General features: G+C 69.6%; 24 protein-coding genes. 16 read left to right on the top strand and 8 right to left on the bottom strand.

Annotation, left to right across the window (positions count from 1 at the left end; genetic code table 11):
* Position 1: 1 nt before the first annotated feature.
* From AC07PR_RS06005 to AC07PR_RS05980, 6 genes are all read right to left on the bottom strand, one after another.
* The gene (locus tag AC07PR_RS06005) at positions 2-901 is read right to left on the bottom strand and encodes a carbohydrate ABC transporter permease (RefSeq protein WP_377155793.1); all 900 of its coding nucleotides are present in this window, start codon (positions 899-901) and stop codon (positions 2-4) included.
* A gap of 16 nt (positions 902-917) precedes the next feature.
* Positions 918-1,796, bottom strand: coding sequence for a carbohydrate ABC transporter permease (locus tag AC07PR_RS06000; RefSeq protein WP_067270156.1), 879 nt, complete (start codon positions 1,794-1,796; stop codon positions 918-920).
* Positions 1,797-1,903: 107 nt separating this feature from the next.
* On the bottom strand, positions 1,904-3,157 hold the full coding sequence (locus AC07PR_RS05995; protein ID WP_377162015.1) for an ABC transporter substrate-binding protein: 1,254 nt from the start codon (positions 3,155-3,157) through the stop codon (positions 1,904-1,906).
* 196 nt (positions 3,158-3,353) lie between these two features.
* A complete protein-coding gene (locus tag AC07PR_RS05990; protein ID WP_377155790.1) occupies positions 3,354-4,553 on the bottom strand; it encodes a maltoporin in 1,200 nt (399 codons plus the stop codon).
* Positions 4,554-4,888: 335 nt separating this feature from the next.
* Positions 4,889-6,412, bottom strand: coding sequence for a sensor histidine kinase (locus tag AC07PR_RS05985; RefSeq protein ID WP_377155789.1), 1,524 nt, complete (start codon positions 6,410-6,412; stop codon positions 4,889-4,891).
* A gap of 26 nt (positions 6,413-6,438) precedes the next feature.
* Positions 6,439-7,143, bottom strand: coding sequence for a response regulator transcription factor (locus tag AC07PR_RS05980; protein ID WP_377155787.1), 705 nt, complete (start codon positions 7,141-7,143; stop codon positions 6,439-6,441).
* Positions 7,144-7,299: 156 nt separating this feature from the next.
* Here AC07PR_RS05980 and AC07PR_RS05975 point away from each other — a divergent pair, with 156 nt between their 5' ends.
* From AC07PR_RS05975 to AC07PR_RS05935, 9 genes are all read left to right on the top strand, one after another.
* On the top strand, positions 7,300-7,512 hold the full coding sequence (locus AC07PR_RS05975) for a hypothetical protein (RefSeq protein ID WP_377155785.1): 213 nt from the start codon (positions 7,300-7,302) through the stop codon (positions 7,510-7,512).
* Positions 7,513-7,722: 210 nt separating this feature from the next.
* A complete protein-coding gene (locus AC07PR_RS05970; protein WP_495134699.1) occupies positions 7,723-8,964 on the top strand; it encodes an acyl-CoA dehydrogenase family protein in 1,242 nt (413 codons plus the stop codon).
* Positions 8,965-8,978: 14 nt separating this feature from the next.
* Positions 8,979-9,872: a methionine ABC transporter ATP-binding protein gene (locus tag AC07PR_RS05965; protein WP_495134698.1), complete on the top strand. Its 894-nt coding sequence runs from the start codon at positions 8,979-8,981 to the stop codon at positions 9,870-9,872.
* On the top strand, positions 9,865-10,539 hold the full coding sequence (locus tag AC07PR_RS05960; protein ID WP_377155778.1) for a methionine ABC transporter permease: 675 nt from the start codon (positions 9,865-9,867) through the stop codon (positions 10,537-10,539). Before AC07PR_RS05965 ends, AC07PR_RS05960 begins: the two co-directional genes overlap by 8 nt.
* A 79-nt stretch (positions 10,540-10,618) precedes the next feature.
* Entirely contained in the window at positions 10,619-11,428 is an 810-nt protein-coding gene (locus AC07PR_RS05955) for a MetQ/NlpA family ABC transporter substrate-binding protein (RefSeq protein ID WP_495134697.1), read from the top strand.
* 11 nt (positions 11,429-11,439) lie between these two features.
* The gene (locus AC07PR_RS05950; RefSeq protein WP_495134696.1) at positions 11,440-12,933 is read left to right on the top strand and encodes an LLM class flavin-dependent oxidoreductase; all 1,494 of its coding nucleotides are present in this window, start codon (positions 11,440-11,442) and stop codon (positions 12,931-12,933) included.
* A complete protein-coding gene (locus AC07PR_RS05945; protein ID WP_495134695.1) occupies positions 12,930-13,946 on the top strand; it encodes an aliphatic sulfonate ABC transporter substrate-binding protein in 1,017 nt (338 codons plus the stop codon). Before AC07PR_RS05950 ends, AC07PR_RS05945 begins: the two co-directional genes overlap by 4 nt.
* A gap of 10 nt (positions 13,947-13,956) precedes the next feature.
* Complete coding sequence (locus AC07PR_RS05940; protein ID WP_495134694.1) at positions 13,957-14,853, top strand: ABC transporter permease; 897 nt, start codon at positions 13,957-13,959, stop codon at positions 14,851-14,853.
* Positions 14,850-15,575 carry an ABC transporter ATP-binding protein gene (locus AC07PR_RS05935; RefSeq protein WP_377155768.1) on the top strand — a complete coding sequence of 242 codons (726 nt, stop codon included), beginning with the start codon at positions 14,850-14,852 and terminating at the stop codon, positions 15,573-15,575. Before AC07PR_RS05940 ends, AC07PR_RS05935 begins: the two co-directional genes overlap by 4 nt.
* Before the next feature lie 136 nt (positions 15,576-15,711).
* On the opposite strand, the gene AC07PR_RS05930 is transcribed toward AC07PR_RS05935, so the two are convergent.
* Positions 15,712-17,040, bottom strand: coding sequence for an outer membrane protein transport protein (locus AC07PR_RS05930; RefSeq protein WP_495134693.1), 1,329 nt, complete (start codon positions 17,038-17,040; stop codon positions 15,712-15,714).
* Positions 17,041-17,123: 83 nt separating this feature from the next.
* Complete coding sequence (locus tag AC07PR_RS05925) at positions 17,124-18,125, bottom strand: NADP-dependent oxidoreductase (RefSeq protein ID WP_377155765.1); 1,002 nt, start codon at positions 18,123-18,125, stop codon at positions 17,124-17,126.
* A 162-nt stretch (positions 18,126-18,287) separates the two neighbouring features.
* On the opposite strand from AC07PR_RS05925, the gene AC07PR_RS05920 reads away from it, so the two are divergent.
* From AC07PR_RS05920 to AC07PR_RS05890, 7 genes are all read left to right on the top strand, one after another.
* Positions 18,288-18,890, top strand: coding sequence for a TetR/AcrR family transcriptional regulator (locus AC07PR_RS05920; protein ID WP_495134692.1), 603 nt, complete (start codon positions 18,288-18,290; stop codon positions 18,888-18,890).
* A 167-nt stretch (positions 18,891-19,057) separates the two neighbouring features.
* Positions 19,058-19,594 carry an NADPH-dependent FMN reductase gene (ssuE, locus tag AC07PR_RS05915; protein ID WP_421036421.1) on the top strand — a complete coding sequence of 179 codons (537 nt, stop codon included), beginning with the start codon at positions 19,058-19,060 and terminating at the stop codon, positions 19,592-19,594.
* Between the two features lie 92 nt (positions 19,595-19,686).
* Positions 19,687-20,670: a sulfonate ABC transporter substrate-binding protein gene (locus AC07PR_RS05910; RefSeq protein ID WP_483105869.1), complete on the top strand. Its 984-nt coding sequence runs from the start codon at positions 19,687-19,689 to the stop codon at positions 20,668-20,670.
* Positions 20,671-20,721: 51 nt separating this feature from the next.
* On the top strand, positions 20,722-21,903 hold the full coding sequence (ssuD, locus tag AC07PR_RS05905; RefSeq protein ID WP_421036419.1) for an FMNH2-dependent alkanesulfonate monooxygenase: 1,182 nt from the start codon (positions 20,722-20,724) through the stop codon (positions 21,901-21,903).
* Between the two features lies 1 nt (position 21,904).
* Positions 21,905-22,747, top strand: coding sequence for an aliphatic sulfonate ABC transporter permease SsuC (gene ssuC, locus AC07PR_RS05900; RefSeq protein ID WP_495134691.1), 843 nt, complete (start codon positions 21,905-21,907; stop codon positions 22,745-22,747).
* Positions 22,748-22,767: 20 nt separating this feature from the next.
* A complete protein-coding gene (locus AC07PR_RS05895; protein WP_483109234.1) occupies positions 22,768-23,676 on the top strand; it encodes an ATP-binding cassette domain-containing protein in 909 nt (302 codons plus the stop codon).
* Between the two features lie 218 nt (positions 23,677-23,894).
* On the top strand, positions 23,895-25,217 hold the full coding sequence (locus AC07PR_RS05890; protein WP_377155756.1) for an MgtC/SapB family protein: 1,323 nt from the start codon (positions 23,895-23,897) through the stop codon (positions 25,215-25,217).
* The last annotated feature ends 30 nt before the right edge of the window (positions 25,218-25,247 follow it).

Below are 25,247 nucleotides of genomic sequence, written 5' to 3'. Positions count from 1 at the left end.
CTTAACCCTTGACGGCGCCGGCGGTCAGCCCGCGCACGAAATACTTGCCCGCGACCACGTAGACCACGAGCGTCGGCAGCGCGGCGATCAGCGCCGCGGCCATGTCCACGTTGTATTCCTTGACCGAGCTGGACGTGTTGGCCAGGTTGTTCAGCCCGACCGTGATCGGCTTGCTGTCGGCCCCGGAGAACACCACCCCGTACAGGAAGTCGTTCCAGATCGAGGTGAACTGCCAGATCAGCGTCACCACCAGGATCGGCGTGGACAGCGGCACCACGATGCGCCAGAAGATCTGGAAGAACGACGCGCCGTCCAGCGTCGCCGCCTTGATCAGCTCGTCGGGCAGGCCGGCGTAGTAGTTGCGGAAGAACAGCGTCGTGGACGGCATGCCGGCCAGGATGTGGACCAGGATCAGGCCCCACACCGAACTGGCGATGCCCAGCGTGCCCAGCACCTGGCTCATCGGCAGCAGCACGACCTGCATCGGCATGAACACGCCGAACAGCAGCAGCCCGAACAGCAGCTCGCTGCCGCGGAAGCGCCACTTGGTCAGCACGTAGCCGTTGATCGCGCCCAGGGCGGTGGAGATCAGCACCGCCGGCACGACCATCAGCACCGAGTTCATGAAGAAGGGCTTCAGCCCGCCGCAGTCGGTGCCGGTGCAGGCGCTGGTCCAGGCCTTGGACCAGGCGGCCAGCGACGGCGCCATCGGCACGGACAGCAGGGTGCCGTTGCGCACCTCGTCCATGCTCTTGAGCGAGGTGCTGACCATCACGTACAGCGGCAGCAGGAAGAAGAAGGCGAAGACCAGCAGCACGGCCCACAGCAGCACGCGCTGCACGGTCAGGCTGCGGGATCCCCCCGAGGAGGGAGGACCGGAAGGGGAGGTGAGGGTACTCATGTCGCGGCGCTCGCGGTTACTGCTTCGAGCGGAGCTCGGAATAGAGGTAGGGAACGACGATGGCGGCGATCGTGGCCAGCATCACCGTGGCGCTGGCCGCGCCCAGGCCGATCTGGCCGCGCGAGAACGCCATCGTGTACATGAAGGTCGCCGGCAGGTCGGTGGCGTAGCCGGGGCCGCCCGCGGTCAGCGCCATCACCAGGTCGAAGCTCTTGATGGCGATGTGCGCCACGACCATCAGCGTCGAGAAGAACACCGGCCGCAGCGTCGGGATGATGATGCGCCAGTAGATGCGCGGCAGGGACGCGCCGTCGACCTGCGCGGCCTTGATGATGGAGTCGTCGATGCCGCGCAGTCCCGCCAGGAACAGCGCCATCACGAAGCCCGCGGACTGCCACACGCCGGCGATGACGACGCAGTAGATCGCCATGTCCGGGTCGACCAGCCAGCCGAAGCTGAAGTTCTCGAAGCCCCATTGCTGCATCAGGTGCTCGATGCCCAGCCCGGGGTTGAGGATCCATTTCCACGCCGTGCCGGTGACGATGAAGGACAGGGCCATCGGGTACAGGTATACCGTGCGCAGCACGCCTTCGCCGCGGATCTTCTGGTCCAGCAGGATGGCCAGCAGCAGGCCCACGGCCATCGCGCCGCCGATGAACAGCGCGCCGAAGATGCCGAGGTTGGTCAGCGCCAGCCACCAGCGCTCGTTGTCGAACAGCGCGCGGTACTGGTCCAGGCCGACGAACTCGTAGTTCGGCAGCAGCCGCGACGCGGACAGCGACAGGTAGCCGTTCCACGCCATCAGGCCGTAGATGAAGAGGAAGGAGACGAGGAAGGTCGGCGCGACCACCAGCTTGGGAAGCCAGGGACTGCGGGGGGCTCGGGAAGCGGACATGCGGAGGAGCGGACCTGAGGACGCGCCGCGGACGGCGCGTCGGGAGAAACGGATCGGGGGCGGTCCGGGATCGGTCCGCCCCCTCGGGGCCAGCGTTCGCTGGTGGCTTACTTCGTCTTCGCGGCGGCCGCCAGTTTGGTCTGCGCGTCCTTGGCCGTCATCTTGTCGCTGTTCCAGAACTGGCTCACGACGTCCTTCATCGCGCCTTCGGCCGCGGCGGGAACCGCCATGCCGTGCGCGATCGACGGCACCAGGGTGCCCGACTTGGCGTCGGCGGCGAAGTCCGTCGCGGACTGCTTGGCGCAGTCATCGAACTTGTCCATCTTCATCCCGGTGCGCACGGGAATCGATCCCTTGTTCAGGTTGAACAGCTCCTGGAACTCCGGCGACATGATCGCGGTGGCCAGGTCCTGCTGGGCCTTCTCATTGGCGGCGTTCTTCAGCTTGAACAGCGCGAAGGAGTCGATGTTGAAGGTGAAGGCCTTCTGCGTGCCCGGGGCGGCGGCGCACAGCACATCCTTGCCCGGCGTCTTGCCCGCGGCGACCCATTCGCCCTTGGCCCAGTCGCCCATCAGCTGCATGCCGGCCTCGCCCTTGATCACCATCGCGGTGGCCAGGTTCCAGTCGCGGCCCGACGCGTTCTTGTCGGTGTAGTCCTTGATGCGCTTGAAGGTCGTCAGCACCTTCTCCATCTGCGGACCGGTCAGCGTGGCCGGGTCCAGCTGCACCAGCGCCTTCTTGTAGAAGTCCACGCCGCCGACGCCCAGCGCCACCGATTCGAAGGTGGTGAAGTCCTGCCAGTTCTGGCCGCCGTGCGCGACGGGGATGATGCCGGCCTTCTTCAGCGCCTCGGCGGTGACGAAGAACTCGTCCCAGGTCGTGGGCAGCTTGGCGCCCGCCTTCTTCAGCGCCTCGGGGTTGACCCACAGCCAGTTCACGCGGTGCACGTTGACCGGCGCGGCGATGTAGTGGCCCTGGTACTTCATGATGTTGGCGACGACCGGCGGGATCACCTCGTCCCACTTGCCGGCCTTGGCGACGGTGTCGACGTTGGTCAGCACGCCTTCGGCCGCCCATTCCTGCAGCGACGGGCCCTTGATCTGCGCCGCGGCCGGGGCGTTGCCCGACACCACGCGGGACTTCAGCACCGTCATGGCGGAATCGCCGCCGCCGCCGGCCACCGCGAAGTCCTTCCACGTGTGGCCCTGCTTCTGCAGGGTGGCCTTCAGCGCGGTGGCGGCCTTGGCCTCGCCGCCGCTGGTCCACCAGTGCAGGACTTCGACCTCGCCGGCCTGGGCCGCGCCGGCGGCCATCAGCGCGCACAGCGCGGCGGCCTGGGACAGTTGCTTGAGCTTCATCATCGGGGGGGTCTCCATGTCGTCTGGAATTGGGTTTCGAATCACGGTTCGCATCGCGTTTCGTGTCGCGTCCGGCATCACCTTCCGGGCATCGCATCCGGCTCGCGCCGGACGGTGAGTGGGTGCGATGTTGTCATGGGATGTCGGATGAGGCGGGGCGCGTCGCGCCCCTCAGTCGTCGTCCGATCGGAACCGGGCGTCAGAACCAGACTTCGACTTGCGCACCGAAGCTGGTGCCCGAGGTCTCGCCGTCGTAGCCGGCCACGCCGGTCACGTTGCCGGCCGCCTTGTTCCACTTGGCGTGGGTGACATAGAGGCGGAACTCGGGTCGGTCCATCAGCGCCGGGCCGGTGGACAGCGTGGGGGCGAAGGTCACCTTGGTCAGGCGGGCGCGCTGGCCGCCGTCGGGCTTGTACTGCGAGACGCCGGCTTCGGTGAGCAGCTTGAAGTTGCGGGTGACGCCGTAGGACAGGCGACCGCCGACCGACGTGGACACCGTGGCCTTGCCGGCGTTGTCCTTTTCGTTGGCCCACAGCAGCATGCCCATGCCGCCCCAGGCGCCTTGCTGGAAGTTCACCGATTCGACGACGCGGAACTTCTTGGCCGCGGACGTGTCGGTCTGGTTGCCGAAGTTGGAGTTCAGGCCGGTGGAACCCTGCGCGTACTGCACCCACAGCACGTTGTTGAAGTCCGAGCCGAACAGCTTGGCCTGGACATGCTTGGCGGTCAGGCCCCAGCCGTTGGTGCCGCCGGCGAACTGCGACTTGGTGGCGGTGCCGAAGAAGGCCAGCGTGCCGTCGGTGTTGGAGTTGATGTCGACGTACTCGACGTTGCCGCGGTGGGCCGGACGCTGGTTGTTGTCCTTGTCGTTGGTGTAGTACGCGACGCCGAGCTTGCCCGGGCCGACGTTCAGGCCCTTGAAGCCGGCGCCGATGCCGGCCATTTCGGTGAAGTAGGTGTCGACGATGTGCACGTCGCCGCGGCGGCCGCGTTCCTTGCCGGCCCAGACGGTGGCTTCCGGCGCGAAGTCGAAGCCCTTGGCCTCGGCGTACATCTGCGCCAGGCGCAGGTGCTTGGCGTCGTCCGCGTCCGAATGCGGATTGAAGTAGTCCGTCATCAGCACGACCTTGTAGTCGATGCCGTCCTTCTTGAAGCCCTGGGCGAGCTGGAACTCGCCGTAGATGTCGCACTCGTTGCCGAGGCGGTACTTCATGCCGCTGGTGCCGCCGTTGAGGGCGTAGCAGGCGCGGCTGGCGCCGCCGTCCGTGGTGCCGCCGGGGCCGGCGCGGAAGTAGCCGGTGTAGTCCAGGGCATGGGCGGAACCGGCGGCCATCAGCAGGCCGGCGGCGGTCGACAGGGTCGACAGCGTGGTGGTGCGCAAGCGCGAGGTGCGTGTCATGTTCAGTCTCCGGTTGTCTCCGAGCAACGGTGCTCCGGGCGTGCCGCCGTTAATCGGACGTTTATCTTTCTTGCATGCGGGCTGAACTTTAATAATTCATTAATGAATCTATATTGGTGCTTACCACTAGCGTTGTGGTGCACGAAAGGCGGGGAGTTCGGGCGCGTGGCGGCAATGTCGGGCGCCTGGCGTGTGATCGGCGCAGTCTTGGTGCGCGCGGGGCGGCGCCGAGCGCACAGGTCCGGGGAAGCGATCGCGGTGGCAAGTCCTGCGAGGAAGGACGTGTGATGACCGGCCGGGGCCAGGTCGTGCCTGCGCCAGGGCGGGCGGGGGGCTCAGGCGGCGAGCGGCAGGCTCATCGAGACGCGCAGGCCGCGCGGCCGGGCGGTCGACAGGACGATGCGGCCGCCGTGGCGCTCGACGATCTCCTTGACGATCGCCAGGCCGAGTCCGCAGCCGTTGCCCTCATGGGTGGCGCGGAAGAAGCGCTCGAAGACCTGCTCCCGCAGGTCCTCGGGGATGCCGGGGCCGTTGTCGGTGACGACCAGCTCCGCGCGGTCGGCGTCGCCGTGCACCTGCACGGTGACCCGGGCGCCGCGGCCGGCGTAACGCAGCGCGTTGTCGACGAGGTTGACCAGCGCCTCGCGCAGCAGCAGCGGGATGCCGGTGACCTCGACGGGGCGGTCCTCCTGCCCCTGTTCGCGCCCCTCTTTCTGCGCTTGCTCTTCGCGGGAGAGGCCGGGGACGGTGAGCGGCTCCTCGAGCTGCGAGGCGGAGGCGCAGTCCGGATCGCTGTCCGGACCGTCGTAGCCCAGGTCCACGTTCTGCTGGAGCGCGCGCGGCACGAGTTCGGCGGTGACCTCGCGGGCCAGCCGGCCGAGGTCGAAGCGCACCGGCGTCTGCCGCGTCAGCGACTCCGGCTCGGTGCGCGCCAGCGCCAGCAGCTGGTTGACGAGGTGGGCGCTGCGCGTGGCGCTCTCATGCACGCGGGCGAGACGCACCGTCAGCGGACCGGGGGGCGCTTCGGCCAGCGCGAGTTCGCTTTGGCTCTTGAGCCCCGCCAGCGGCGTGCGCAACTGGTGGGCGGCGTCGCTGATGAAGCGGCGCTGGCCCTGGACGTTGTGGCGGACGGCCTCGAGCAGGTCGTTGATCGCCTGCGCGAGCGAGCGCAGTTCCTGCGGCGCGGCGTCGAGCTCGATGGGGCGCAGGTCGTTGGGCTTGCGGCCCTCGACCAGGCGGCGCAGCCGCGCGATCGGGGCGAGCCCGGCGCCGACGCCGGCCCACACGATCATGCTCATCAGCACGATGAGGATGGACAGCGGCAGCATCGTGTCGATCAGCAGCCGGCGCGCGAGCAGCTCGCGGTTGGCGCTGGAGCGGGCCACCTGCACCAGCATCGTCTGCTGGGCCTTGGGGTTCTCGCCGAACTGCAGGTAGAGCGCGGCGACCCGCACCGGCGAGGCGGTGCGCGACTCCTGCGCGTCGATCTCCCCGTCGTAGAACTGCGCCTGGCCCAGCGGCGCGCTGGCCGGCACCGCGGGCGGGCTGGGCAGGTTGCGGTTGCCGAGGATGAACTTGCCCGGCGGTGAACTGACCGTGTAGAGCAGCTTGTCGCTGGGGTCGGCCTCGAGCACGTCCTGCGCCGCGCGCGGGAAGTCGATCAGCAGTCCGTTGCCCATGGGCTTGACCTGACGCGCGAGCGAGCGCGTGGCCTGCAGCAGCGTGGCGTCGACGGCCTCGTTGGCATAGCGGCCCGCGAGGCGGTAGCTGAACACCGCGCCCGCGAGCCACAGCACGACCTGCGGCAGCAGCAGCCACAGCAGGAGCTGGCGCTTGAGCGAGAAGCGGGACGGCGCCATGGGGAGGGCGTGGAGGGCGCGCGCCCTCAGGCGCGTTCCAGCTCCAGCAGATAGCCCAGGCCGCGCACGGTGCGGATGGCCACCTGCGAGCCTTCGAGCTTGCGGCGCAGGCGGTGGATGTAGACCTCGACGGCGTTGGTCGCCGCGCCGCTGTCCACGGGGCTGGCGGCGCCGGCGGCGGTCCCGTTGCGGTCGCCCGACCAGGCCTGGTTGATCTGCTCCTTCGTGATCACGCGGCCCTGGTGCGTGAGCAGCAGGTCGAGCAGGTCGAACTCGCGCGGGCTGAGCTCCAGCATCTCGCCGCGCACCTGCGCGCTGCGGGTCTCGCGCTGCATGCTGAGCTGGCCCAGCTCGGTGCTCGCCTTCAGCGCGCGGCTGCGACGCAGCAGGGCGCGGAGACGGGCCTCCAGCTCGGGGAAGTCGAAGGGCTTGGTCAGGTAGTCGTCGGCGCCGGCGTTCAGGCCGGCGACGCGGTCCTCCAGGCTGTCCAGCGCGGTCAGGATCAGCACCGGCAGCGACGCATCCGTCTGGCGCAGCTGTCTGAGCACCTCGATGCCGCCCACCATCGGCAGGCCCAGGTCCAGCACCACCACGTCGAATTGCTGCTTGGCGAGCAGGTACTGCGCGACCGCTCCGTTGGGCGCGTGCTCCACGGTGAAGCCGCTGGCGCGCATCTGTTCGCACAGGGCGTCGGCCAGGATCGCGTCGTCTTCGGCGAGCAGCAGGTTCATGAATGGAAGATTAACAGCCCGGCCTCCTGCACTGGACTGGGGCAAGCCCGAGGCGTAGATTCGGTGTTGCGTGCCCCGCTGTAGGGCAGCGGCTGACAGGCGGTGACGGCGATGCCGTCTCGCGCAAGGCCCGGTCGATTCGGAATACTCCCCGACATGCAAGCCAGCGACCTCAAACAGACGCTCTGGCGCGTCGTCTACGTCAGAAGCGCCAACCTGCAGAGCAACGGCGATGCGGCGGGACCGTGGCATCCCGACAAGCGACACGTCGAACAATGCGCGCAGGCGATGCGCGCGATGCTCTCGCAGGACGTCGGCATCCAGAGCAACGCGCAGGCGGCGAAGAACGAATCGACCTGGTCGAGTTGAATCGACGTCAGCCGAACTCGGCCGAACTCGGCCGATCTCCGCTGACCTCAGCCGGCCTCGGCCAACCCCGCCCCGGGGTCGCGCGGCACGGTACGGGTGCGGTACCGGCCACCGCATAAGCACAGACGAATTTCTCGCTTCGGTCCGCGCGGCCGGACAGGAACACTCGGCGTCATCGCGCATTGCCGCCCCCCGAGTGCCTCCCCGCCAATGACCGCTCCCGTGCTGCGGCGTCTCGACGACGCCTCCCCGACTTCCTCCGCCACCCCTGCCGCATCCCCGCTGGCCCAGCTCCTGGGGTCAGGACTTGACCACGTCGTGGAGCAACTGGCCGCCACGGCCGTGCAGCGCGACCGCGAGGGCGGTCACGCCGCCGAGCAGCGCGAGCTGATCCGCGCCAGCGGCCTGCTCGCGCTGACGATTCCCGAGGCCCATGGCGGCCTGGGCGGCGGCATCCCCGAGTTCTTCGACGCCGTGCGGCGGATCGCCCGCGTCGACAGCGCGCTGGCCCATGTGCTGGCCTTCCACCACCTGCAGCTCTACGGCGTGTCGCTGTATGGCGGTCCGGCCGCGACGGCGCATGGCGCGCGCCATCTGCGCGAGACCGCCGAGCAGCGCCTGTTCTGGGGCAATGCGCTCAATCCCGCCGACACGCGCTTGACGGCGGCGCGCGACGGCGCCGGATGGCGCCTGGACGGGGTGAAGAGCTTCTGCTCCGGCGCGCTGGGCTCGGACCGGCTGACGGTCTCGGCGACGACGGGCGAGGGCGGCTTCCTCATCGGCATCGTGCCGACGCGGCGCGAGGGTGTGCGCGTCGAGCAGGACTGGGACGCCTTCGGCCAGCGGCAGACAGACAGCGGCACGGTGCGCTTCGACGCGGTGCGGCTGGACGACGACGAACTGCTGCAGGTGCCGGGCCAGAGCCCGACCCCGCGCGCGACGCTGCGCTCGCAGATCGCTCAGCTGATCATGACCCACCTGTACCTGGGCATCGGCGAGGGCGCCTTCGACGAGGCGCGCCGCTACACGGCGACGCGCGGCCGGGCCTGGTCGGCCTCGGGCGTGTCCCGCGCGGTCGACGATCCGCTCGTGCAGCACCGCTACGGCGACCTGTGGCTGAAGGTGAGGGCGGCGCAGGCCGTGTCGGCCGAGGCGGTCGACCGCCTGTGGCGCGCGCTCGATCGCGGCGAGGCCCTGACCGCGCAGGAACGCGGCGAGGTCGCGGTCGCCGGCGCCGAGGCCAAGGTGCTCGCGCACCGCGCCGGCGTCGAGGTCGGCAGCCAGCTGTTCGAGCTGACCGGCGCGCGCAGCACGTCGGCCGAGTTCGGCCTGGACCGCTTCTGGCGCAACGCGCGGGTGCACACGCTGCACGACCCGGTCGACTACAAGTTGCGCGACCTGGGCCGCTTCTTCCTCGACGGCCGGATCCCCGATCCGACGGCGTATTCCTGATCGAGGAGGTCCCGATGAGCGACCAGAAGAGCACCCCAAAGAGCATCCCAAAGAGCGCCCCAAAGAACGACCCGCTGATCCGCCTCGACGGCGTGTCGAAGTCCTTCGCGCTGCCCGACGGGCGGCGTTTCGAGGCCGTGCGCGACGTGAGCCTGTCCGTGCGTCCCGGCGAGATCCTCGGCCTGATCGGCAAGAGCGGCGCGGGCAAGTCCACGCTGCTGCGGCTGATCAACCTGCTGGAGCGTCCCGACGCGGGCCGGGTGCATGTCGCCGGCCGCGAGCTGACCGCGCTGAAGCCGGCCGAGTTGCGCCACGAGCGGCAGCGGCTCGGGATGATCTTCCAGCAGTTCAACCTGCTGCAGAACGCGACCGCGGCGGAGAACGTCGCCTTCCCGCTGCGGCTGCACGCCGGCCGCTCGCGCCGCGAGATCGCCGATCGCGTCGCCGAGTGCCTGGCGCTGGTCGGGCTGACCGACAAGGCCGACCAGTATCCGGCGCAGCTCAGCGGCGGGCAGAAGCAGCGCGTCGCGATCGCGCGGGCGCTGGCGCCGCAACCCGACGTGCTGCTGTGCGACGAGCCGACCTCCGCGCTCGATGCCGAGACCACGCGCGAGCTGCTCGCCACGCTGGCCGACATCAACGAGCGGCTGGGCGTCACGATCGTGATCGTCACGCATGAACTCGAGGTCGTGCAGGCGCTGTGCCGACGCGCCGCGGTCATCGCGGAGGGCCGGCTGGTCGAGCAGTTCGATGTCGTCGACGCGACGCGCGTGGCGACCTCGCCGTTGGGACTGGAGCTCGCGCGGCTGCAGCGGCAGGCGGCGAACCTCGCCGCGCTGGACGCTTCGGCGCTGGCGACCTCCGAAGTGATCGCGTCGATCGGACGCCGGGAGGTCCGCCATGCTTGAGAACCTCATCGGGCTGCTGCCCGAGATCTGGACCGCGCTCGGCCAGACGGGCCTGATGCTCGCCATCGGTCTCGGCGCGGCCGTGCTGTTCGGCGGCCCGCTGGGCGTGCTGCTGTTCCTGCTGAGCCCGGGCCAGTCGCTGTCGGGCCATCGCGGCGCGGGCCTGCTGCATCGCCTGATCAACGCGGTGGTGAACACCGTGCGCAGCTTCCCCTTCATCATCCTGCTGGTCGCGCTGGTGCCGATCACGCGCGTGATCGCGGGCACCTCGATCGGGCCGCTGGCCGCCGCGGTGCCGCTGTCCTTCGCCGCGATCCCGTACTTCGCGCGCCTCGTCGAGCAATGCCTGCGCGAGGTGCCGCGCGGCGTCATCGAGGCTGCGCACGCGATGGGCGCCTCCGAGACGCAGATCGTCCTGCGCGTGCTGGTGCGCGAGGCGCGCGCCGGCCTGGTGGGCGCGCTGACGGTGCTGGCGATCAGCTTCCTGTCGTACTCGGCGGTGGCCGGGGTCGTCGGCGGAGGCGGCATCGGCGACCTCGCGATCCGCTACGGCTACTACCGCTTCCAGACCGACGTCATGGTGCTGACGGTCGCGATCCTCGTCGTGCTCGTGCAGCTGATCCAGTTCACCGGTCAGCGCGTGGCGCGACGGCTCGACAAGCGCTGAGCACGCGCTCCTTCGTTTCAGATTCTTCCTTCCCGCTTCTTTCCCTTTCCATCCCTCCCGGACCTCCAAGGACTTCCCGATGATCCTCGCCCGCCGCACCTTGCTGGCCCTCGCGCTCACCGCCGCCGCGCTTTCCTCGCCCGCCGTCCACGCGCAGGACAAGAAGGAGATCACCATCGGCGCGACCGCCGGTTCCAACATCGAGGTGCTGCGCCAGGGCATCAAGCCGCTGCTGGAGAAGCGCGGCTACACGGTCAAGCTGGTCGAGTTCAACGACTACGTGCAACCCAACATCGCGCTGGCGCAGGGCGCGCTGGACGCCAACTTCTTCCAGCACATCACCTACCTCAACCGCTTCCGCGAGGACCGCGGGCTGGATATCGTGGAGGTGGTGCAGGGGCCGATGGCGCCGTTCGGGATCTACTCGAAGAAGCGCAAGAGTCTGGCCGACGTGAAGTCCGGCGACCGCATCACGCTGGCCAACGATCCCGCCAACCTGGCGCACGGCCTGGCGCTGCTGGCCGACCAGAAGCTGCTGACGCTCAAGCCCGGCGCCGATCCGATCCGCGTGACGGAGAAGGACATCGCCAGCAACCCGCTCAACCTGAAGCTGCAGCCCATCGAGGCGGCGCAGATCCCGCGCACGCTCGACGACGCGGAGTACGCGATCGTCAACGGCAACTTCGCGATCTCCAGCGGCCTGAAGCTCACCGACGCGCTGCTGCTGGAGAAGACGCCCGACCACTACATGCTGGTGCTGGCGGTGAAGGGCAAGGACAAGCAGCAGCCGTGGACGAAGGCGCTGGCCGATGCCTTCCGCGCGCCGGAGTTCAAGGCGGTGCTGGTGCAGAAGTTCCCCGGCTACGCGCGGCCGGCGTTCCTGCAATGAGCGCCAGCGGGTTGAAGCCGATCCGTTTCAACGCTTTCGCGATGAACACGGTGGGTCACCAGTCGCCGGGGCTGTGGACGCATCCGCGCGACGAGTCGCATCGCTACACCGACCCGGACTACTGGGTCGAGCTGGCGCGGCTGCTGGAGCGCGGCGGTTTCGACAGCGTGTTCCTGGCCGACGTGCTGGGCGTCTACGACGTGCACGGCGGCTCGCCCGACGCGGCCTTGCGCCATGCGGTGCAGGTGCCGCTCAATGATCCGCTGGCGCTGGTGCCGCTGATGGCGTCGGTGACGAAGCACCTCGGCTTCGGCGTGACGGTGGCGCTGACCTATGAGCCGCCGTACAGCTTCGCGCGGCGCATGTCGACGCTCGATCACCTGACGCGGGGCCGCATCGGCTGGAACATCGTCACCGGCTACCTCGACAGCGCGGCGCGCAACCTCGGCCACACCGGGCAACGCGCGCACGACGAGCGCTACGACCTGGCCGACGAGTACCTCGACGTCGTCTACAAGCTGTGGGAACTGAGCTGGGAGGACGGCGCGGTCCAGCGCGACAAGGCGGGGCGTGTCTTCACGGACCCGACGAAGGTCCACGCGATCCACCATCGCGGCGAGCACTACCGCGTGCCCGGCGTGCATCTCTGCGAGCCGTCGCCGCAGCGCACGCCGGTGCTGTTCCAGGCCGGCACGTCGAGCCGCGGCCGCGCCTTCGCCGGCCGGCATGCGGAGTGCGTCTTCGTGAGCGGTCCCAGCACGTCCGTGGTGAAGGGCTATGTGAACGGCCTGCGCGATGCGGTCGCCGAGTCGGGCCGGGCGCGCGGCGACGTGCTGATCTACGGTCAGGCGCTGATCGTCACCGCGCCGACGAGTGCCGCGGCCCACGCCAAGCACGAGGACTTGAAGTCCCACGTCGACATCGAGGCCGCACTGGCCTTGCTGTCGGGCTGGACCGGCGTCGACTTCAGCCGCTATCCGCTGGACGCCACGATCGACTACCTCGACACCCAGGCGGGGCGCACGGCGCTGGCCTCGTTCAGCAGCGCGGATCCGACGCGTCGCTGGACGGTGGGCGAGGCCGCCGCGTTCATCGGCCTCGGCGGTCGAGGGCCGGTCTTCGTCGGCGATCCGTCGGAGATCGCCGATCAGTTGATCGCGTGGCAGGACGCCACGGGCCTGGACGGTTTCAACCTGGCCTATGCGCTGGCGCACGAGACCTTCCGCGACGTGGTCGATCTCGTGGTGCCGGAGCTTCGCCGCCGCGGCCGCTATCGCCCGGAAGCAGGCGAGGGCGCAGACGTCGCCGACGCACCGAGGACGTTGCGCGCGCGGCTGTTCGGCGCGGGTGACGGCATCAAGCCGACGCACGCCGGGCGTCGTGTCCGCCTCGGCGAGCCGAATGCCGATACCGCCGCCGCGACCCCCTCGACCACCACGACCGCCGACGGTCGGGATCCCCCACTCACTTCCCTGGACATTCCCCTGACGGAGCCCGTCGCATGACCCGCCACACCGATTCGAAGAACAACAGCCCGACGCGTCGCGATGCGCTCGTCCTTGGCGCGGGCCTCGCCGCCGGACTGGCCGCAGGCCCGTTGCGCGCTCAAGGCGCCGCGGCGCCGAAGGAGCTGAAGCTCGACTTCGCCTACTACTCGCCGACCAGCCTGGTGCTGCGCCGCTTCGGCTGGCTGGAGGAGGACCTGGCCAAGGACGGCACGTCGGTGCGCTGGGTGCTGAGCGCCGGCAGCAACCGCGCGCTGGAGTACCTCAACGCGGGCAGCATCGACATCGGCTCCACGGCCGGCCTGGCCGCGCTGCTGGCGCGCGCCAACGGCAATCCGATCCGCGCGCCCTACATCTTCTCGCGGCCGGAATGGACCGCGCTGGTGGTGCGTCCGGACTCCGGCATCCGCTCGCTCGCCGACCTCAAGGGCAAGAAGATCGCGGCGACCAAGGGCACCGATCCCTATCTCTTCCTGCTGCGCGCGCTGCACACGGTGGGCCTGAAGCGCGGCGACATCGAGCATGTCGCGCTCCAGCATGCCGACGGACGCGCGGCGCTGGAGCAGGGCCGCGTCGATGCGTGGGCCGGTCTCGACCCGCTGATGGCGGCGAGCGAGCTCGATGCCGGATCGAAGCTGCTGTACCGCAACGTCGGCTTCAACACCTACGGCTTCCTCAACGTGCGGGAGGAGTTCCTGAACCGCCACCCGCAGACGGTCAAGCGCGTGATCGCGGCCTACGAGCGGGCGCGTGCGTGGACGCTGGCCAACCCGTCGGACGCCGCGAAGATCCTGTCCGAAGAGGCCAAGGTCAGCCTGCCGGTGGCCCTGCTGCAGGTGAAGCTGCGCAGCGACTTCTCGCATCCGCAGCCGTCGGACGAGCATGTGAAGGCGCTGCAGGCGGCGGCGCCGATCCTGAACGCGGAGCAACTGGTGAAGCCGGGCGTGGACCTGAACCGCACGATCGCGGAGCTGGTCGACACGCGCTTCGCCAACGGCCTGATCAAGGCGTGAGTCCGGAGCGATGAGCGCCGACCCCGACCTCATCGCGCGCGCCGTCTCGTCGCTCGGGCCGGTCTTGCCGGAGCAGGCGTCGGCTCGATCGCGATCAACGCAGACACAGACGAAGACGCAGACGCAGACGCGGGTCGCGTGGCGATGGCCGACGTGGCTCCTCGGCGCGCTGCCGCCCGTGGCAGTCCTCGCCCTTGCGGAGGCGGCGGTGCGGCTCGGCTGTATCGCGCCCAACCTGCTGCCGGCGCCGAGCGATGTTGCCGCGGCGCTGGCGCAGATGCTGCGCGATGGCCAACTGACGCAACACGTTCTCGCGAGCACCTTGCGCGTGGCGGGTGGCTTCGCGCTCGGCGCGGTGCTGGCGGTGCTGTTCGGCGCGCTGGTCGGCCTCTCGGGCTTGGCCGCAGCCGTGCTGACGCCGAGCTTCCAGGCGCTGCGCGCCATTCCCTCGCTCGCCTGGGTGCCGCTGCTGCTGCTCTGGCTGGGCATCGACGAGGCGTCCAAGATCGCGCTGATCGCGATCGGGGCCTTCTTCCCCGTCTACATGGGCGTGTCCTCGGGCTTCCGCGACGTGGACCGCAAGCTGGTGGAGGTCGCGCGCCTGCGCGGGCTCGGCCGCGTGGCGCTCGCGCGCCGCGTGCTGCTGCCCGCCGCGCTGCCGGCGCTGCTCACGGGTCTGCGCAACGGACTGAGCCTGGCGTGGATGTTCATGGTCGCGGCGGAACTGATCGCGGCGAGCCGTGGCCTGGGCTACCTGCTGACCGACGGCCGCGAGACCGGCCGCGCGGACCTGGTGATGGCGGCGATCGTGCTGCTGGCGCTGCTGGGCAAACTGACCGACAGCCTGATGGCCGCGGTGGAACAACGCGCGCTGCACTGGCGCGACAGCTTCGGAGGCCACGCATGAGCCTGTTGACCGTGTCCGTGCGCGCCAAGCGCTTCGCCCGCGACCTGCCCATCCTGCAGGACGTCCATTTCGACCTGAACGCGGGCGAGGTCCTCGGCCTCGTCGGCGCGAGCGGCTGCGGCAAGAGCACGCTGCTGCGCATCGCCGCCGGGCTGGATCCGGACTTCGACGGGGAAGTGCGCCTCGACGGTCGCGCGCGTCGCGGACCGGATCGCGACATCGGCGTCGTGTTCCAGGAACCGCGGCTCTTCCCGTGGCTGACGGTGGCCGAGAACGTCGGCTTCGACCTGGGCCAGGGCCACGATGAAGCGTGGGTGAACACGCTGCTGCGCGAGGTCGGCCTGGGCGAGCTCGGCGAGGCGCTGCCGCGTCAACTGTCCGGCGGCCAGGCGCAACGCGCCGCGATCGCGCGGGCGCTCTACACGCGGCCGCGCGTGCTGCTGCTCGACGAGCCGTTCTCCGCGCTGGACGCCTTCACGCGGATGCGGCTGCAGGACCTCGTGCGCGAGGTCGCGGCAAGACATGGCACCAGCCTGATCCTGGTCACGCACGACGTGGAGGAAGCGGTGCTGCTGGCCGACCGCGTGCTGGTGCTCGGCGCCGGGCCGGGCCGCATCGTGCGGCGCATCGAGGTGCCGCTGCTGCATCCGCGCGGGCGCGGGAGCGCGGCGGTGGCGGACCTGCGGGGCGAGGTGCTGAGGGAGCTGGAGCGCCTGTCGTAAAAAACGCCCCGGACGTTGCCGTCCGAGGCGAATGGGTCGTGTGCAAAGCCAATGCACGACAACCCCTGGAACCGTGCGATTCGCTGCGGCGCGAACCGACGCAGACCGGCGCGAGCTGGCGCGGGTGTCGACGCGCCTAGAAGCTGTATTGCGCCGACACCGCCAGGATGTCGCTGCCCACCTTGTACGAGCCCTGCAGGGTGCTCGCGGAGGGCGAGGTCAGGTTGACGCTCGTGTCCTTGATGAAGAGATGCGTGTAGCCCAGGCTGTAGGCCGATTGCTTGCTGGCCCGCCACGTCGCGCCGAGCGACAGCCATCGGCGACTGACGTCGGGAACGCGGACATCGCGCACCGCATCGGTGACCGGCGTCTGGTCGTAGGCGAAGCCGCCGCGGAAGGTCCAGGCGTCGTTCATCCGGTACTCGGTGCCCACCGAGTAGAACGACGAATCCCGATAGCCGAAGTCCAGCGTCTGGCTGGGCAGGTTGGACGCGAAGTCCAGGACCACCCGGTCGAACTTGTGCCACGCGGTGCGCGAGTAGTCGGCCATCACCGTCCATTGCGGATTCAGCCGCTGGCTGACGCTGAGCGTCCACGACGCCGGCATCGTCAACTCGGTGTCCACCGTGGTGTTCACGAAGGTGTTGGGGGCCGCCACCGACAGCACCGCGTTCGCCGCGGCGGGAATCGAGAAGCGCGCGTCCACGCCCTTGGCCTTGTGCTTGACCTCGGAGCGGTAGGCCAGGCCCACCGTCGTCCCGTCGACGGGACGCAGCAGCGCGCCCAGCGTGTAGCCGACCTCGGTGTTGTCGCCTTCGACGTCCAGGTACCCGTCCGCGCTCGTCGGCAGGAATCCCGGCACGCGCGCGGCCGCCAGCTGCGCGCCGAAGTCGACGGCATTGCGCAGCTTGACGTCCAGGCGCTCCGCGAACACGGAGACGCCCAGCGACAGGACGTCATTGACCTGGTAGGCACCCGACACGCCGGCGTCGATCACCTTCAGCGAGGTCTTGACGCCCTGGTAGCGCCCGACCCATCCGTCGTCGTACTCGGTCTTGAATCCGAACGGTGCCGTCACGGAGAAACCCAGATGGATCCGGTCGGTCACCGGCGCATGGAAGTAGAGCGAGGGAATGACCGCGGTCTGTCCCGCATCGCCGCCGTTCCCACCGGACAGAGGGCGCCCCAGCGCATCCCGGCCCGAGCCGTCGAACTTGGCCGAATAGGTCACGACCGCGCCGTCCGCCTGGACGAGGCGCCCATCGAGCAGGGTCATCGCGGCGGGGTTGTTGGCGATCACGGAGGCATCCCCGCCTTCGCTGATGGACCCCGCGAAGGCGCGTCCCTGACCGGCGGCGCTCTGCTCCTTGAGCTTGAAGGCTGCGGCTTGAGCGAGGCCGGCGCAAGCCAGGCCGGCAACGAGCACGAGCAGGGAGGGGCGATGGACCGCCGGGATCAATGTCATTCTTCTGTCTCCTGTGGTTGGGCTTCCGGGCCCGTCGATGGCGCCGCCGCGTCCTTTGGCGGAGGCGTGTGGGGTGTCGGGATCTACTTGACCTTGATGACGACCTTGCCCTTGGCACGGCCGGCCTTGACGTAGGCCAGGGCGTCGTTGGTCGACTCGAAGGGGAAGACCCGGTCGATCACCGGCCGGATGACGCCGGCCTCGATGAGGCGGGTGATCTCGCGCAACTGCGCACCATCGGCCCGCATGAAGAGGAACGAGTAGCCGGTGCCTTGGCGGCGCGACTTGCGACGGATGCCCGCACTCAGCAGGCGCACGATCAGTCGCACGAATCCGGGCGCTCCGATCCCCTGGGCGAACTCGGGGTCCGGCGGGCCGGAGATGGAGATGAGCTTGCCGCCGCGCTGCAGCACGCCGAGCGACTTCTGAAGCGTCGTGCCATCCTGGCTGTTGAGCACCACGTCGTAATCGCGCAGGACGCCGTCGAAGTCCTGCTTCCTGTAGTCGATGACGACGTCGGCGCCGAGTCCCTTCACGAGCGCGACATTGGTCGTGCCCGTCGTCGTGGCGACCGTCGCGCCGAGGTGCTTGGCCAGCTGGATGGCGAAGGTGCCGACGCCCCCGGATCCGGCCTGGATGAAGACCTTCTGCCCGCGTTGCAGGTCGGCCTTCTCGACCAGGGCCTGCCAGGCGGTCAGGCCGACCAGCGGGATCGAGGCGGCTTCTTCCATCGTGAGGTTCGCGGGCTTGAGCGCCAGCGACGACTCCTTCACCGGCACGAAGTGGGCGAAGGTGCCGATCCGGAAATCGTCCACCCGCGCGTAGACCTCGTCCCCCGGCTTGAACAGGCGCACCCGCGAGCCCACCCGGACCACCACGCCGGCGACGTCGTGTCCCAGCACGAGCGGCAGGCGGTAGGGCAGGATCAGCTTGAACTCGCCATCCCTGAGCTTGGAATCCAGCAGGTTCACGCCAGCGGCATGAACCTCGACAAGCACCTCGTCGTCCCGGGGTTCCGGCGTCGGCATCTCCACCGGCTGGAGCGTGCTCTGCTTGCCGTAGCGTTCCAGGACAAATGCTTTCATCGTCGTCTTCATGACTGGGGGTGGACCGGGAAGGCCTGTTGAATCGGTGGGCAGGATCGATGGCAATGATTATGTTTGTAATCCAAAAAGTCAAGACTTTGATGATGATCAGCATCTATGTATAGTGACGCCCGTGGATCTCTCCACGCGCATGGACGACAGATGAAGGTCAGCAAGGCACAGGCGCAGGCCAATCGCGAGCACGTCGTGCAGACGGCGTCCACGGTGTTCCGTGAGCGGGGCTATGACGGCGTGGGCGTCGTCGATCTGATGGCCGCGGCCGGCTTCACGCACGGCGGCTTCTACAAGCAGTTCGAATCCAAGGCCGAACTGATGGCGGAGTCGGCGGCCTGCGGCATCGCGCAGACGGTGGCCCTGGCGGCCGGCGTGACGGTCTCGGACTTCGCCCGGTTCTATCTCTCGCGCGAACATCGCGACGCGCGGGGCGAGGGGTGCTCGATGGCGGCGCTCGGCGGCGATGCGGCGCGTCAATCGGACGCCGTGCGCGCCACGTTTGCGAACGGCATCGAGAGTCTGTTGGCGGCACTGAACCTCGAGGGGACCGTGCTGGAGCACGCGAGCGCCGACGAGGCGCGGGCCAAGTCGCTGGACCTCTTCGCGCGGGCAGTCGGCGCGATGGTGATGTCGCGCGCCTGTCCGGACGACTCGCCGCTGGCGGACGAGATCCTGGTCGCCTGCCGCAACGAGGCCCTGGCGTCGCTCACGCCGGCCGTGAAGCCGTCGGCACCCGCGCGCAAGCGATAGCCGCAAAGCGCCTAAGCATCGACGATCTCCTTCGTTCGGCGAGGGCGGCGCGGTTCGCAGAATGGGGCGGTTCCTGCTTCCTCCCCCCCGCCATGACTGCTTCCGCCACCGCCTCGACCGCCGATCTTCCGGGCTCGCCCGTCCTGCTCATCGCCGCGAGCCCCAGCGTGAAATCGCGCTCCGGCGCGCTGCTCGGCGCCGCCGCGGAGCGGCTGCATCACCACGGACTCGCGACCCGCACGCTGCGTCTGCGCGACCTGCCGGCGCAGCCGCTGCTGCACGCCGACTTCGACGACGCCGAGATCCGCGCCGCGCTGGCCGCGGTCGCCGAGGCGCGCGTCGTCGTGCTCGCGACGCCCATCTACAAGGCCGCGTACAGCGGGCTGCTGAAGGTCTTCCTCGACCTGCTGCCGCAGGACGGCCTCGCGGGCAAGAGCGTGTGGACGCTGGCCACCGGCGGCAGCATGGCGCATCTGCTGGCGCTGGACTACGGCCTGCTGCCCGTCCTGTCCGCGCTCGGCGCGCGCTCGCATGTCGACGGCGTCTACGCCTGCGACGCGCAGATCGCCAAGGACGCCGCCGGCGACTACCGCATCAACGACGACATCGCCCGTCGCCTGCTCGCCGGTGCGTCGCAGGTGCTGGACCGCGTGCCGACGCCGCAGGCCGTCGAGCCGGTCTCGCGTCCCGCGCTGGTGCTCTGAGCGCCCCTGAACGCTTCGCGCGCGCTCCGCGAGCCTGACGCCTCCGATTCCTCCCGATTCCTCCCGACTCTTCACTCTCCAGGACCACCACCATGACGTTCTTCTTCGACCGCCGCGGGGCCCTCGCGTTTGCCGCCGCGCTGACCACCTCGCTCAGCCTGTTCGCCGGTGTCGCCAGCGCGCAGACGGCGGCCAAGCCGACGGAGGTCCGCATCGGCTTCCAGAAGTACGGCACGCTCACCGTGCTGAAGGCCAAGGGCGACCTGGAGAAGCGCCTGAGCGCGCAGGGCATCGCCGTGAAGTGGACCGAGTTCCCCGCCGGCCCGCAGCTGCTGGAGGGACTGAACGTCGGTTCCATCGACTTCGGCACCGTCGGCGAGGCGCCGCCGATCTTCGCGCAGGCCGCCGGCGCGGACCTGGTCTACGTCGCCAATCAACCGCCCGCGCCGACCGCCGAAGCACTGATCGTGCCGAAGGACTCGGCGATCAGGACGCTCGCCGACCTCAAGGGCAAGAAAGTCGTGCTGAACAAGGGCTCCAACGTCCACTACCTGCTGGTCAAGCTGCTGGAGAAGCAGGGCCTGAAGTACACCGACATCACCGTCGTCTACCTGCCGCCGGCCGATGCGCGCGCCGCCTTCGAGCGCGGCGCGGTCGATGCCTGGGTGATCTGGGATCCGTTCCTGGCCGCGGCGGAACGCCAGCTCGGCGCGCGCGTGGTGGCCGACGGCAAAGGCGTCGTCGCGAACCATCAGTTCTACCTGGCCGAGCGCGGCTACGCGGAGAAGTACCCGCAAGTCGTCCAGGCCATCATCGAAGAACTTGCCAAACTCGACCGCTGGTCCGAGAACAACAGCGCCGCCGTGGCCGCGCTGCTCGCGCCGCAGATCGGGCTCGACCTTGCGACGACCGAGGTCGCCGCCGCGCGCTTCGCCTACGGCATCCAGCCGATCACGCCGGCCATCGCCGCCGAGCAGCAGAAGATCGCCGACGCGTTCCATGCGCTGAAGCTGATCCCCAAGCCGATCCGCATCGCCGACGCGCTGCCGAAGTCGATCACCACGGCCGCCAAGTAAGCGCCGCAAGCCCACCGCCGCGACGTCGGTTCCTCACACGAGCTTCCCCCCATGAAGATCCTCTGGTTCATTCCCACCCATGGCGATTCACGCTACCTCGGCACCTCCAAGGGCGCGCGCGTCGCGGACTTCGACTACTACCGCCAGATCGCCATCGCCGCCGACAGTCTTGGCTACGAAGGCGTGCTGCTGCCCACCGGCCGCAGCTGCGAAGACAGCTGGATCGTCGCGGCCAGTCTCATCGAGGCGACGCGGCGGCTGAAGTTCCTGGTCGCGCTGCGGCCGGGGCTGGTGCAGCCGGTGCAGTCGGCGCGCATGGCGGCCACGCTCGACCGCCTGTCCGGCGGCCGGTTGCTGGTCAACCTGGTCACCGGCGGAGATCCCGATGAACTCGCGGGCGACGGCCTGTTCCTGCCGCACGAGGAGCGCTACGCGCTCTCGACCGAGTTCCTGACCGTCTGGCGCGACGTGCTGCGTGCGAGCCACGAGGGCGAGGCCATCGACTTCGACGGCGAGCAGCTGCGCGTCAAGGGCGGCAAGCTGCTGTACCCGCCGATCAACAAGCCCTATCCGCCGGTGTTCTTCGGCGGATCGTCGGGACCGGCGATCGACCTCGCGGCCGACCAGGTCGACACCTACCTGACCTGGGGCGAGCCGCCGAAGGCCGTCGCCGAGAAGATCAACGAGGTGCGCGCGGCTGCTGACGCCAAGGGCCGCAAGCTCGAGTACGGCATCCGCCTGCACGTCATCGTGCGCGAGACCGAGGAAGAGGCCTGGGCCGCCGCCGGCGATCTGGTCAAGCATCTGGACGAGGACGTCATCGCTGCAGCGCAAGCCAAGTTCGCATCGATGGACTCGGTCGGCCAGCGTCGCATGGCGGAACTGCACGGCGGTCGCTTCGACAAGAACGACATTCGCGCGGGCCTGGAGATTTCGCCCAACCTGTGGGCCGGCGTGGGCCTGGTGCGCGGCGGCGCGGGCACGGCGCTGGTCGGCAATCCGCAGCAGGTGGCCGATCGCATCCAGGAGTACGCGGCGCTGGGTCTCGAGTACTTCGTGCTCAGCGGTTATCCGCATCTGGAAGAGGCCTACCGCTTCGCCGAGCTGGTCTTCCCGCTGCTGCCGCTGGACGTGCGCGAGAAGCTCAGCGCACCGAAACTGACCGGCCCCTTCGGCGAGATCGTCGCCAACAACTTCGTGCCCGGTCCGGCCAAGCTGGCCGCGGCGAGCTGAGATGAGCACCGTCGCTATCAAGGCCCAGGCCCAGGCCCAGGCCCAGGCTAGTTCCCAGGCGACACCGGGCCGCGGCATCGTCACCTTCAAGGGCCTCGTGCCCTGGATCGTGCCGCTGACGGTGCTGGCGCTGTGGCAGCTGAGCGCGCAGGCGGGCTGGCTGTCGACGCGGGTGCTGCCGGCGCCGTCCTCGGTGGCCAAGGCCGCTTGGGAGCTGGCGCTCTCGGGCGAGCTGTGGCGGCACCTGGCCGTCAGCACCGGGCGCGCCTTCATCGGCTTCACGATCGGCGGCGGGCTGGGGCTGCTGCTGGGCCTGCTGACCGGCTCGCAGCGCTGGGCGGAGACGGCACTGGACACGACGCTGCAGATGCTGCGCAACATCCCGCCGCTGGCGCTGATCCCGCTGGTGATCCTGTGGTTCGGGATCGACGAGACGGCCAAGCTGTTCCTGGTCGCGCTGGGCGTGTTCTTCCCGGTCTACCTGAACACCTTCCACGGCATCCGCGGCGTGGACCGCGACCTGATCGAGATGGCGCGCTCGTACGGGCTGAGCGGCTGGTCGCTGTACCGGCAGGTGATCCTGCCCGGCGCGATCGCGTCGATCCTGGTGGGTCTGCGCTTCTCGCTCGGCCTGATGTGGGTGCTGCTGATCGTGGCCGAGACCATCTCGGCGCAGAGCGGCATCGGCTACATGACGATGAACGCGCGCGAGTTCCTGCAGACGGACGTGGTGCTGGTCGGCATCCTGATCTACGCGCTGCTGGGCAAGCTGGCCGACGTCGCGGCGCAGGCGCTGGAACGCGCGTGGCTGCGCTGGCATCCGGGCTATCAGGCCCGAGGCTGAAACAGGATGGGTGAGACATGATGAGCGTGACCGAGATCGACGTCCTGACCGAATGGCAGGACTCGCAGCCCGCGGCGCTGCCACCCGCGGCATCGCAGCATGCGGCGTCACAGCACGCGGCGCCGGTGCGACGCGAGGCCGTCGCGAAGCTCCCTGCCAACGGGCAGGCCGTGACGCTGGGCAACCTGGGCAAGGCCTTCGGCGAGCGCCAGGTCTTGCATGGCATCGACCTGGACATCGCCCCCGGCGAGTTCGTCGCCATCATCGGCCGCAGCGGCTGCGGCAAGAGCACGCTGCTGCGCCTGCTCGCGGGGCTGGAAACGCCGAGCGCCGGCGCGCTCGAAGCGGGCGAGCGTGAGGACACACGCTTCATGTTCCAGGACGCGCGGCTGCTGCCGTGGGCGCGGGTGCTGGACAACGTGGCGCTGGGGTTGGCAGGTGCCGATGCGCGTGAGCGGGCGCGACAGGCGCTCGCGCAGGTCGGTCTCGCGGACCGTGCCGGCGAGTGGCCCGCGCGCCTGTCCGGTGGTCAGCGGCAGCGCGTCGCACTGGCGCGCGCGCTGGTCCATGCGCCCAAGCTGCTGCTGCTCGACGAGCCGCTCGGCGCGCTGGACGCGCTGACCCGCATCGACATGCAGCGCCTCATCGAGACGCTGTGGACGCGCCATCGCTTCACGGCATTGCTGGTGACGCACGACGTGGCCGAGGCGGTCGCGCTGGCGGACCGCGTGCTGCTGATCGAGGACGGTCGGCTCGCGCTGGACCTGCGCATCGATCTGCCGCGGCCGCGCCGACGCGACGCGGCCTTCGCCTCGCTGGAGCAGCGGCTGCTCGACCGCGTGCTGAGCACGCCCGGTCGCGAGCCCGACGTCGCTCACCAGCCGGCTCCACTTTCCGTCGCCGCGCCGATGTTGCGCTGGGCGGTGTAGGCGTGCAGCGCGGGCCGTCGGTAGTTGAAGGGCCGGGGGGCCTTCCACCACACCGACGGCCTCGCGCCGCCCTGATTTGGGCGCGCTGCGTCGTTGCGAATCCTCGCCATAGCGCTGCTATGGCTCCGGTTCGCGCCTAGCCGCGCACCCAAATCAGGGCGGCGGCCGATCAGAGCGGCGGCTTTCGCGGTGTGTGGTGTTGCGATACGCTGGGGCCGATGACTCCAGTGCTTCCGACGTCGACGCCACTCCCCAATGCCGAGTGGCCTTATCTCGAGATCCTGATCCGCCTGGCGCTGGCCCTCTCCCTGGGCCTGCTGCTCGGGCTGGAACGAGAGCGGCGCGGCAAGGAAGCCGGCCTGCGGACCTTCGGCTTCATCGCGCTGCTGGGCGCGCTGGGCGGCTCGCTCGGCGAGCATTACGCGCTGCTGAGCCTGCTGCTCGCGGCGGGCCTGGCGGTGCCGCTCAACGTCCACACGATGCGCGGCGGCCATGGGCCGGAACTGACGACCTCCGCGGCGATGCTGGTGACCTGCATGGCGGGCATCCTCTGCGGCCTGGGGCACACCGTGACCCCCGCGGCGGTGATGGTCAGCACGACCGCGCTGCTCGCGTGGAAGGAACGGCTGTCCGGCCTGTCGATGGGCCTGACCGAGGGCGAGGTGCGCTCCGCGCTGCTGCTCGCGATCCTGGCGATCGTCATCTACCCCGCGCTGCCCGCCGGGCCGATCGGACCCTGGCACCTGATCGAGCCCCGCGCCGCCTGGGTGACGGTGATCCTGATCGCCAGCATCGGCTTCGTGAACTACATCCTGTGGAAGCTCTACGGCTCCAAGGGCGCGGAGCTGTCCGCGTTCTTCGGCGGCCTGGTCAACAGCAACTTCACGGTGGTGGAGATGGCGACGCGCGTGCGCGAGACCTCCGGCCGCTTCGCCGAAGGCGCGTATCGCGCGGTGCTGGTGGCCGTCGCCGCGATGGTGATGCGCAACGCGGTGCTGCTGCTGATCCTCACACCGCTGGCCTTCGTGAACGCCGCGGCGGCCTTCGGCTTCATGGTGCTGTCCGCGGCGGGCTTCGTGGTGCTGAGCCTGATCGCGCGACGCAACGGCGCCGCCGTCGAGGACGTCACCGACATCAAGCTGGAGCTGCCGTTCTCGCTGCCCGTGGCCCTGCGCTATGGCGTGCTGTTCCTGGCACTGCATGTCGTGGGCCGGTTGATGCAGCGCGAGTTCGGCGAAGGCGGCTTCTACCTGGTCACGGTGATCGGCGGGCTGCTCTCCAGCGCCAGCGCGGTGGCGGCCGCCGCGAGCATGGCGGCGCAGGGCGCGATCGGTTTCGACGTCGCGGCCAACGGCGCGGTGCTGGCCTCGATGACCAGCCTGGCCTTCAGCCTGTCCTTCATCCTGAAGACGGGCCACCGGCGGCTCATCGCCCGCCTGGCGCTGGCCATGGTGGCCATCGCGGTGGCCGGCGGACTCGGCGTGCTCTTGCGTGAACTGGTCGCGCCGTTGATCACCAGTCTGCTGCCCAACGGCGGCTGATCCTTCGTTTGGGCATCAGCGGGGACAGCC

The organism is Roseateles sp. GW821-FHT09H11, assembly GCF_059415845.1.
This window is presented reverse-complemented; position numbering and strand designations above follow the sequence as displayed.

What these genes read in the sequence shown, in the direction of transcription:
- AC07PR_RS05960 (WP_377155778.1), top strand. Translation starts at nt 9,865, where the DNA reads ATGCTTGAGAACCTCATCGGGCTGCTGCCCGAGATCTGGACCGCGCTC.
- AC07PR_RS05955 (WP_495134697.1), top strand. Translation starts at nt 10,619, where the DNA reads ATGATCCTCGCCCGCCGCACCTTGCTGGCCCTCGCGCTCACCGCCGCC.
- AC07PR_RS05985 (WP_377155789.1), bottom strand. Translation starts at nt 6,412, where the DNA reads ATGGCGCCGTCCCGCTTCTCGCTCAAGCGCCAGCTCCTGCTGTGGCTG.
- ssuC (WP_495134691.1), top strand. Translation starts at nt 21,905, where the DNA reads ATGAGCACCGTCGCTATCAAGGCCCAGGCCCAGGCCCAGGCCCAGGCT.
- AC07PR_RS05995 (WP_377162015.1), bottom strand. Translation starts at nt 3,157, where the DNA reads ATGATGAAGCTCAAGCAACTGTCCCAGGCCGCCGCGCTGTGCGCGCTG.
- ssuD (WP_421036419.1), top strand. Translation starts at nt 20,722, where the DNA reads ATGAAGATCCTCTGGTTCATTCCCACCCATGGCGATTCACGCTACCTC.
- AC07PR_RS05920 (WP_495134692.1), top strand. Translation starts at nt 18,288, where the DNA reads ATGAAGGTCAGCAAGGCACAGGCGCAGGCCAATCGCGAGCACGTCGTG.
- AC07PR_RS05970 (WP_495134699.1), top strand. Translation starts at nt 7,723, where the DNA reads ATGACCGCTCCCGTGCTGCGGCGTCTCGACGACGCCTCCCCGACTTCC.
- AC07PR_RS05925 (WP_377155765.1), bottom strand. Translation starts at nt 18,125, where the DNA reads ATGAAAGCATTTGTCCTGGAACGCTACGGCAAGCAGAGCACGCTCCAG.
- AC07PR_RS05890 (WP_377155756.1), top strand. Translation starts at nt 23,895, where the DNA reads ATGACTCCAGTGCTTCCGACGTCGACGCCACTCCCCAATGCCGAGTGG.
- AC07PR_RS05895 (WP_483109234.1), top strand. Translation starts at nt 22,768, where the DNA reads ATGAGCGTGACCGAGATCGACGTCCTGACCGAATGGCAGGACTCGCAG.
- AC07PR_RS05940 (WP_495134694.1), top strand. Translation starts at nt 13,957, where the DNA reads ATGAGCGCCGACCCCGACCTCATCGCGCGCGCCGTCTCGTCGCTCGGG.
- AC07PR_RS06005 (WP_377155793.1), bottom strand. Translation starts at nt 901, where the DNA reads ATGAGTACCCTCACCTCCCCTTCCGGTCCTCCCTCCTCGGGGGGATCC.
- AC07PR_RS05980 (WP_377155787.1), bottom strand. Translation starts at nt 7,143, where the DNA reads ATGAACCTGCTGCTCGCCGAAGACGACGCGATCCTGGCCGACGCCCTG.
- AC07PR_RS05935 (WP_377155768.1), top strand. Translation starts at nt 14,850, where the DNA reads ATGAGCCTGTTGACCGTGTCCGTGCGCGCCAAGCGCTTCGCCCGCGAC.
- AC07PR_RS05910 (WP_483105869.1), top strand. Translation starts at nt 19,687, where the DNA reads ATGACGTTCTTCTTCGACCGCCGCGGGGCCCTCGCGTTTGCCGCCGCG.
- AC07PR_RS05990 (WP_377155790.1), bottom strand. Translation starts at nt 4,553, where the DNA reads ATGACACGCACCTCGCGCTTGCGCACCACCACGCTGTCGACCCTGTCG.
- AC07PR_RS05930 (WP_495134693.1), bottom strand. Translation starts at nt 17,040, where the DNA reads ATGACATTGATCCCGGCGGTCCATCGCCCCTCCCTGCTCGTGCTCGTT.
- AC07PR_RS05965 (WP_495134698.1), top strand. Translation starts at nt 8,979, where the DNA reads ATGAGCGACCAGAAGAGCACCCCAAAGAGCATCCCAAAGAGCGCCCCA.
- AC07PR_RS05975 (WP_377155785.1), top strand. Translation starts at nt 7,300, where the DNA reads ATGCAAGCCAGCGACCTCAAACAGACGCTCTGGCGCGTCGTCTACGTC.
- AC07PR_RS05945 (WP_495134695.1), top strand. Translation starts at nt 12,930, where the DNA reads ATGACCCGCCACACCGATTCGAAGAACAACAGCCCGACGCGTCGCGAT.
- AC07PR_RS06000 (WP_067270156.1), bottom strand. Translation starts at nt 1,796, where the DNA reads ATGTCCGCTTCCCGAGCCCCCCGCAGTCCCTGGCTTCCCAAGCTGGTG.